This is a genomic window from Hydrogenophaga sp. (assembly GCF_030373225.1).
Taxonomy (GTDB): domain Bacteria; phylum Pseudomonadota; class Gammaproteobacteria; order Burkholderiales; family Burkholderiaceae_C; genus Hydrogenophaga.
Map to the genome: position 1 here is coordinate 25,854 of NZ_JAUCZG010000039.1, position 7,118 is coordinate 32,971.

General features: G+C 61.5%; 7 protein-coding genes. 6 read left to right on the forward strand and 1 reads right to left on the reverse strand.

Annotation, left to right across the window (positions count from 1 at the left end):
* Positions 1-107 precede the first annotated feature (107 nt).
* The 3 genes from soxA (at position 108) to soxB (ending at position 3,399) form a co-directional block, all read left to right on the forward strand.
* The gene (soxA, locus tag QUV35_RS17295; protein ID WP_300876953.1) at positions 108-917 is read left to right on the forward strand and encodes a sulfur oxidation c-type cytochrome SoxA; all 810 of its coding nucleotides are present in this window, start codon (positions 108-110) and stop codon (positions 915-917) included.
* Positions 918-933: 16 nt separating this feature from the next.
* Positions 934-1,584, forward strand: coding sequence for a sulfur oxidation c-type cytochrome SoxX (gene soxX / locus QUV35_RS17300; protein WP_300876956.1), 651 nt, complete (start codon positions 934-936; stop codon positions 1,582-1,584).
* Positions 1,585-1,674: 90 nt separating this feature from the next.
* Positions 1,675-3,399: a thiosulfohydrolase SoxB gene (gene soxB / locus QUV35_RS17305; protein WP_300876959.1), complete on the forward strand. Its 1,725-nt coding sequence runs from the start codon at positions 1,675-1,677 to the stop codon at positions 3,397-3,399.
* Between the two features lie 67 nt (positions 3,400-3,466).
* On the opposite strand, the gene QUV35_RS17310 is transcribed toward soxB, so the two are convergent.
* Positions 3,467-4,483: a porin gene (locus tag QUV35_RS17310; protein ID WP_300876961.1), complete on the reverse strand. Its 1,017-nt coding sequence runs from the start codon at positions 4,481-4,483 to the stop codon at positions 3,467-3,469.
* A 52-nt stretch (positions 4,484-4,535) separates the two neighbouring features.
* Here QUV35_RS17310 and QUV35_RS17315 point away from each other — a divergent pair, with 52 nt between their 5' ends.
* The 3 genes from QUV35_RS17315 to QUV35_RS17325 all read left to right on the forward strand — a co-directional run.
* Positions 4,536-4,862 (forward strand): hypothetical protein, encoded by a 327-nt coding sequence (locus QUV35_RS17315; RefSeq protein WP_300876963.1) that lies wholly within the window; start codon positions 4,536-4,538, stop codon positions 4,860-4,862.
* Positions 4,863-5,026: 164 nt separating this feature from the next.
* A complete protein-coding gene (locus QUV35_RS17320; protein WP_300876966.1) occupies positions 5,027-6,334 on the forward strand; it encodes an integrase family protein in 1,308 nt (435 codons plus the stop codon).
* A gap of 97 nt (positions 6,335-6,431) precedes the next feature.
* Positions 6,432-7,118: hypothetical protein (locus QUV35_RS17325; protein WP_300876969.1), on the forward strand; the 687-nt coding region annotated here is incomplete at its 3' end.

Genomic DNA, 7,118 nt, shown 5'->3' on the forward strand with positions numbered 1-7,118 from the left:
GAGCGACCCCCTCCAGGGGCGTCGCCTGTGGCCCGGCAGAACCGGTTCCGGGGCGACGTTGGGCTGAGGTCCGTTTTTCCCCGATTCGATAACAAGAGGAGACACCCATGAAGAAAATCCTGACACCTTCGCTGCTGGCGCTCGCTGCGCTGTGCGGCGCCGCCGGCGTTGCGCACGCACAAGGCACAGCCGCTGAAGGCATTGCCAAGTACCGCGAGATGCTGCAGGACGGCAATCCGGCCGAGCTGTTCGAAGCCAAGGGTGAAGACCTCTGGAAACAGAAGCGGGGCCCGAAGATGGCGTCGCTCGAGCAGTGCGATCTGGGCAAGGGTCCGGGTGTCATCAAGGGTGCTTTTGTGGAACTGCCCAGGTACTTTGCCGACACCGGCCGGGTGCAGGACCTGGAGACGCGCCTGATCACCTGCATGGAAACGCTGCAGGGCTTCAACGGTGCCGACATTGCCAAGACACCTTTCCGCAAGGGTGAAATGGCCAACCTCACCGCACTGGCGACTTACGTGGCCACGGCGTCCAAAGGCATGGACTTCAACCTGCCGCAGAAACATGCGCAGGAAAAGCTCATGTACGAATCGGGCAAGCGCATGTTCTTCACGCGCGGTGGCACGCACGACTTCTCTTGCGCCTCCTGCCACGGCAGCGACGACAAGCGCATCCGTCTGCAGGACCTGCCCAACCTCACGAAGAACCCGGGCGACGGCATCGGTTTTGCCGCCTGGCCGGCCTACCGCGTCTCCAACTCACAGATGTGGGGCATGCAGCAGCGCCTGAACGACTGCTTCCGCCAGCAGCGTTTCCCGGAGCCCAAGTTCGGCAGCGACGCCACCATCGCACTGGGTGTTTACATGGGCGTCAACGCCCAGGGCGCCGAGTCCATCGTGCCCGCCATCAAGCGCTGAACCCAGGAGACATTGCATGAACAACAAGACCACCGCCCTCGTTACCGCCCTGGCTGCCGTGTTGCTGGCCGGCTGTTCGGCCGCTCCGTCGGCTGCCGATGCCGACAAGGCCACCGCGGCCATGCTCAAGAGCTCGTTCCAGCCCAAGGGCATCGCCACGCTGGACCGCCTCAACCAGGACGAAGCCAATGCCGCCTGCCTGCAGGCCGACGTGGCCGGCAAGCCGCTGGACGACAAGATGGCCAAGGCCATCGAAGCGGCCAACCTGAAGACCGTGAAATGGCCCACCGACGGCAAATTTCTCGGTGACTGGAAAGAGGGCGAGAAGATCGCCCAGAGCGGCCGCGGCCTGACCTGGTCGGACAAAGCCGGTGCCGCCAATGGAGGCAATTGCTACAACTGCCACATGATCAGCAAGGAAGAGATCTCCTTCGGCACGCTGGGCCCGAGCCTGTACAACTACGGCAAGTTGCGCGGCGTCACCGACCCCAACAGCGCCGGCGGCAAGGCCATCGTCGAATACACCTGGGGCAAGCTCTGGAACGCCCGCGCCTACAACGCCTGCTCGCAGATGCCGCGCGCCGGTCACATGGGCATCCTGAACCAGAAGCAGCTGCAGGACGTGATGGCGCTGCTGCTGGATCCGGCTTCGCCAGTCAACAAGTGACGACGAGACCCCGGTTGCCTCAGGCGACCGGGGTTTTTCGTTAAAAAATTTCGCTCAAATATCAGCGATCAATTATTTATAGGTGCAGAGATGAGCTTCAGTCGTCGTGAATTCATGCAGGTGCTGGCCGTGGCGAGTGCCACCGGCATGGCCCTCAACCACCGCGACGTGCTGGCCGCCGCCCCCGGTGCCGGTGAACGCCTGTACAACGTGCCGAAGTTCGGCAACGTGAGCTTTCTGCACTTCACCGACTGCCACGCGCAACTCACGCCGATCTACTTTCGCGAGCCCAATGTGAACCTGGGCGTGGCCGAGGCCGTGGGCCGCCCGCCGCACATCGTGGGCGAGAAGCTGCTCAAGGAATTCGGCATCAAGCCCGGTACCGCCCAGGCCCATGCGTTCTCCTACCTCGACTTCAGCCAGGCCGCCAAAACCTACGGCCGGGTCGGTGGCTTCGCCCACATGGCCACGCTGGTCAAACAACTCAAGGCCAGCCGTCCCAACGCGCTGCTGCTCGATGGTGGCGACACCTGGCAGGGCTCGGCCACCTCGCTGTGGACCAACGGGCAGGACATGGTGGACGCCTGCAAGCTGCTCGGCGTGAACATGATGACCTCGCACTGGGAGCACACCTTCGGCGCCAAGCGGGTGCAGGAGATCGTGGAGAAGGACCTCAAGGGGAACATGGAATTCCTCGCGCAGAACATCAAGACCACCGACTTCGAAGACATGGTCTTCAAGCCGTATGCGATGCGCGAGATGAACGGTGTGCAGGTGGCCGTGATCGGCCAGGCCTTCCCCTACACCCCCATTGCCAACCCGCGCTACATGGTTCCCGACTGGACCTTCGGCATCCAGGACGAGCACATGCAGAAGATGGTGGATGAAGCGCGCGGCAAGGGCGCCCAGGTGGTGGTGGTGCTCTCGCACAACGGCATGGACGTGGACATCAAGATGGCATCGCGCGTGCGCGGCATCGACGCCATTCTGGGCGGTCACACGCACGACGGCATGCCCGCACCCTTCGTGGTGAAAAACGGCGGTGGCCAGACACTGGTGACCAACGCCGGCTCCAACAGCAAGTTTCTCGGCGTGCTCGACTTCGACGTGCGCGGCGGCAAGGTGCAGGGCTTTCAGTACAAGCTGCTGCCCATCTTCTCCAACCTGCTGCCGGCCGATGCCACCATGCAGGCGCACATTGACAAGGTGCGGGCACCGTACAAGGCCAGGCTCGAGGAGAAGCTCGCGGTCACCGAAGACCTGCTGTACCGCCGCGGCAACTTCAACGGCTCGTGGGACCAGGTGATCTGCGACGCGCTAATGGAAAACAAGGGAGCGGACGCCGCCTTCTCACCCGGCGTTCGCTGGGGCACCTCGTTGCTGCCGGGTGACACCATCACCTACGAGCGCATGATGGACCAGATGGCGCTGACCTACCCGGCCACCACGCTCAACACCTTCACCGGTGCGCAGATCAAGGAGATCATGGAAGACGTGGCCGACAACATCTTCAATCCGGACCCGTACTACCAGCAGGGCGGCGACATGGTGCGTGTGGGCGGCATGCAATACACGGTGACACCCAACGCCACCATGGGGCAGCGCATCAACAACATGACCATCAAAGGCAAGCTGGTCGAAGCCGACAAGACCTACAAGGTGGCGGGCTGGGCCTCGGTGCAGGAAGGCACCAAGGGCGAACCGATCTGGGACGTGGTGTCGGGCTACCTGCGCGACAAGAAGGTGATCAAGGGTGTGCAGATCAACACGCCGCGCATCATCGGCATGGACGGCAACCCGGGCCTGGTGGCGTAAAAAAACCCGCCACCGGTGAAGGTGGCGGGTTTGAACAAGCCTTGGAGAAAAGAGCCGGCCTGGAAAATCAGAAGTCGTGGCGAACGCCCACGGCGTACAGGCGACGCTCGCGCGCGGTTGCGCCAGCACCGTTCTCGACCTCGCCATCCAGCAGACCGCCGTACAGCTTGGTGCGCTTGGACAGCGAGTACGTGGCGCCCAGAGCGAAGGCCGTGCCTTCGCCGGTGGTCACGCCATTGAGCTCGGACTTGCCCTGGGCAAAGCCGGCAGACACGTCGAACTTGCCCAGCGGCACGGTCACGCCGAACGAGTAGTCGCTGTCTTCCAGGCCGTTGGCCTGGTCGGTCATCTGGTACTGGCCGGAAACACGGGCCACGCCGAAGTTGTAGGCAGCAGCCAGCACGGTGAAGTTGCGATCGCTGGTGGCGGTGGCGTTCTTCTGGTCCTGGTAGCCCAGGCCCACATCCAGCGGGCCGGCGCGGTAACGCAGGTTGAAAGCCGTGACTTCCGAGTTGGTCGTTGCCGGGGCCACGTTTTCGTCAAACGCGTAGCTCAGGCCAGCGCTGAAACCGCCGAAGCTGGGGGTGTCGTAGCGGATCGAGTTGCTCAGGCGGCTGCTGTAGTCGCTCACGCCAGATGCGCTGCCAACGGTACCGCTCAGGTAAGCGATCTTCGTCGGGGTGAACTCCGAGTCGTACAGGTTGTTCGACACGCCCATGTCGTAGATGTCCTTGTAGGCGCTGTCGATCAGGCCCACGCGCACGGCGCCGAAGCCACCGCTGAGGCCAACCCAGGAAGCGCGACCGAAACGCAGGCTGCCGGCCGTGCCGTCGTCCACCGTCAGGGCGCTTTCGAGCTGGAAGTTGGCCTTGAGGCCACCACCGAGGTCTTCGGTGCCGCGAAAGCCCAGGCGGCTGGTCGTGAGGTTGCCGCTGAACAGCTGCGTGGTGCTGACGCTGTCGACCTTGTTGGCGCCGACCGATGCATCAAGGCGGCCATAGATCGTGACGCTGGACTGGGCGGCTGCGGTGCCTGCAGCGGACAGGGTGGCCAGTGCGGCCAGAGCGATGAGGCTCTTTTTCATGTGGTTGCTCCGATGAAATGAACACAGGGCTTGCGCCCCTGCTTCCCGCACCATGCAGGAAGTCCTGTGTATTTCATCGAACGGCGAAGACGTCCCCGTGACACCTGCCCACCGCAAGGGGGTTTGCCCCGAGATACAACAGATGACCCCGGACAGCCGCAGGGTTGTCATGACCACGCCACGAACGGCACGGCAAAAAACGCATCGCCGGTTCCACCCGGTGCACGCCAAGGGTTCACAGTCGGCAGCCTGGAAGCTGCTGCGGACAAAAGAAAGCCCCGCACGCCATGACAGCGTGCGGGGCTTTGAATGTGGTGCCGGAGAGATGAATCGAACACCCGACCTTCTCATTACGAATGACTGGGGAGATATGTTTTGAAGTGTTGAGCCTTGTCGATACAATCAATAAAAATCAACAGCTTACGAGAGCTTATCTGGACGTTTAAACAGTCCTAGCGTTGATTGAAATTCGGTTGTTTATCGGAAAAAGTCTTACATCCGCCCTTACATCCTGGCTGGTGTCGGACGCTCAAGGGGCACGACATGGCAAAGATTGCATTCACCGCTGGCCGGGTTTCTGGGTTCAAGTGCCCGCCTGACAAGAAGCAGGCTTTCATGTGGGATGCGACTGCGCCGGGGCTGGGGCTACGTGCAACCCCTGCCGGAAAGCCCGCCTATGTGTTCCAAGGGCTGTACCAAGGCAAAGACCTCCGCCTGACCATAGGGAGCCCCGCCGCCTGGAGCATCCCTGACGCGCAAGCCAAGGCCCGCGAACTGCAACGCTTGATTGACGAAGGCAAAGACCCCCGCGACCTGAAGCGCGAAGCCCTTGCCTTATCCGCCGCAAAACAAGCGGCAGCAACTGCCCAAGCCGTGACCGTAGGCGATGTGTGGCCGCTGTACCTGAAGCATGGAAAGCCCAAGCGCCGTGACGCATGGAAGCCGGGCTATCGTGCTGATGTGGAGGCGATGGCCGCGCCGGGAGGCGTAGAAAAGAAGCGAGGCGAGGGCGTTACCCGACCGGGGCCGCTGTATCCGCTGCTGGCGCTACCGCTGGCCGGGGTGAATGAGGACAGTTTGAAGGTTTGGTTTGATAGCGAGGCCCGCACTGGAAAGCATCAAGCCGCCCGCGCTTTGATGATGTTCCGGGGTTTCCTGCGCTGGTGCAGTTCCCGCCCGGAGTACCGCAAGCTGACCGATAGGGACGCTGGCCGCGCTGCTGCAATTTTGGAGAGCTTGCCAAGCAATACACGCCGGACTGACGCCCTAGAGGCCGCACAGGTGCCCGGCTGGTGGACTGGCGTGGAGCAACTGAGCAACCGCACCGCGTCTGTCTACCTGCGTGCCATGCTCCTGACTGGTGCCCGCCGTGAAGAACTGGCCGCCTTGACCTGGGCGAACGTCGATTTCCAGTGGCGCAAGCTGACCATTGCCGACAAGGTGGACGACACCCGTACCATTCCATTGACGCCGTACCTTGCGCAACTGCTGGCGACCCTGCCGCGCAAAAACGAATTTGTTTTCGCCAGCGAGGGCAAAGCTGGTCGGATTGCCGACACCCGCGCAAGTCACGCGAGAGCCCTTAAAAGCGCAAGCATTGAAGCCCTGACCATTCACGGGCTGCGTCGTTCGTTCTCGCTGCTTGGAGAGGCTGCCGGTGCGCCTGCCGGGGCTATCGCGCAAGTCATGGGCCACAAGCCAAGTGCAACGGCTGAAGGCTACCGCCCGCGAAGTGTGGACGCCCTGCGCCCGTTTCTGGAGCAAATAGAAACCCACGTACTTGCGCTCGCTGGTGTGGAGTTTGACCCGAAAGCCGAGCCCGGAAAACTGAGCGTGGTGCAGGCTGCATAGTCATGTATTGCCCCAGCTAGGTTTAGCGGCTGAAAAGCGGGACACCTTCACCCGCCTGCTGGGGCATCCTATGAAGGGCACTTGAAGGGGTGCGTCTGTGTTTGATGTTCCGAAGTTGCGGCTGGATGTGGCATCGCTTGAGCTTGGCCATGACCGCCTAAATCAAATAGCAAACATCATTGCTGAGGAGACAGAGGCGCAACGCGAACTAAAGCGCGCCGAAGTCCCTGACAAGGGGAGCGGGGCAGGGCAAAACAAACTATTGGGGCTTTTGGGAGGCTATTACAGCTATGCCGATTCGCTAAGGTGGGACTTGCTTTTAACGTTTGGCAACTGTGCATCCAGATGTGCCAAGCGTGCAGGGATGGACATACCCGGCCTAGTTTCCTTCGCTCGAACAACTTGCGAGCCTACAGACCCTTGGCTGCTTTTTTGGTACGAAATAGCCTTGGAAGCACTTCTAAAAGGCATCGATGCCGAACTGAAAATTTCATCGGTAACCCAGGAAAAAGTCGAAGCTGAATTCAGTAGGCTGCAAAGTATTCGAGCGCGCACAAGATACGAGAAGGACAAGGACGGAAAGCAGGCCGTGAAGGCGGAGGTAAAGAACTGGTGGCTGAGATGGCAAAGTGACCCTTCGATGTATCCGCGTACCTCAGTTTTCGCCCGAGCGATGCTGGACAAGTATCCGGACCATCTCACAAGCCAACCTGTCATCGAAAGCTGGGTTCCCCCCCGCGTCAGAATAGTTGTCGCCCCGATAGAACCAAGAACCTGGGGGCGG

Coding starts and splice junctions, on each gene's coding strand:
- soxA (WP_300876953.1), top strand. CDS start 108: ATGAAGAAAATCCTGACACCTTCGCTGCTGGCGCTCGCTGCGCTGTGC.
- QUV35_RS17315 (WP_300876963.1), top strand. CDS start 4,536: ATGCAGGAAGTCCTGTGTATTTCATCGAACGGCGAAGACGTCCCCGTG.
- QUV35_RS17310 (WP_300876961.1), bottom strand. CDS start 4,483: ATGAAAAAGAGCCTCATCGCTCTGGCCGCACTGGCCACCCTGTCCGCT.
- QUV35_RS17320 (WP_300876966.1), top strand. CDS start 5,027: ATGGCAAAGATTGCATTCACCGCTGGCCGGGTTTCTGGGTTCAAGTGC.
- soxX (WP_300876956.1), top strand. CDS start 934: ATGAACAACAAGACCACCGCCCTCGTTACCGCCCTGGCTGCCGTGTTG.
- soxB (WP_300876959.1), top strand. CDS start 1,675: ATGAGCTTCAGTCGTCGTGAATTCATGCAGGTGCTGGCCGTGGCGAGT.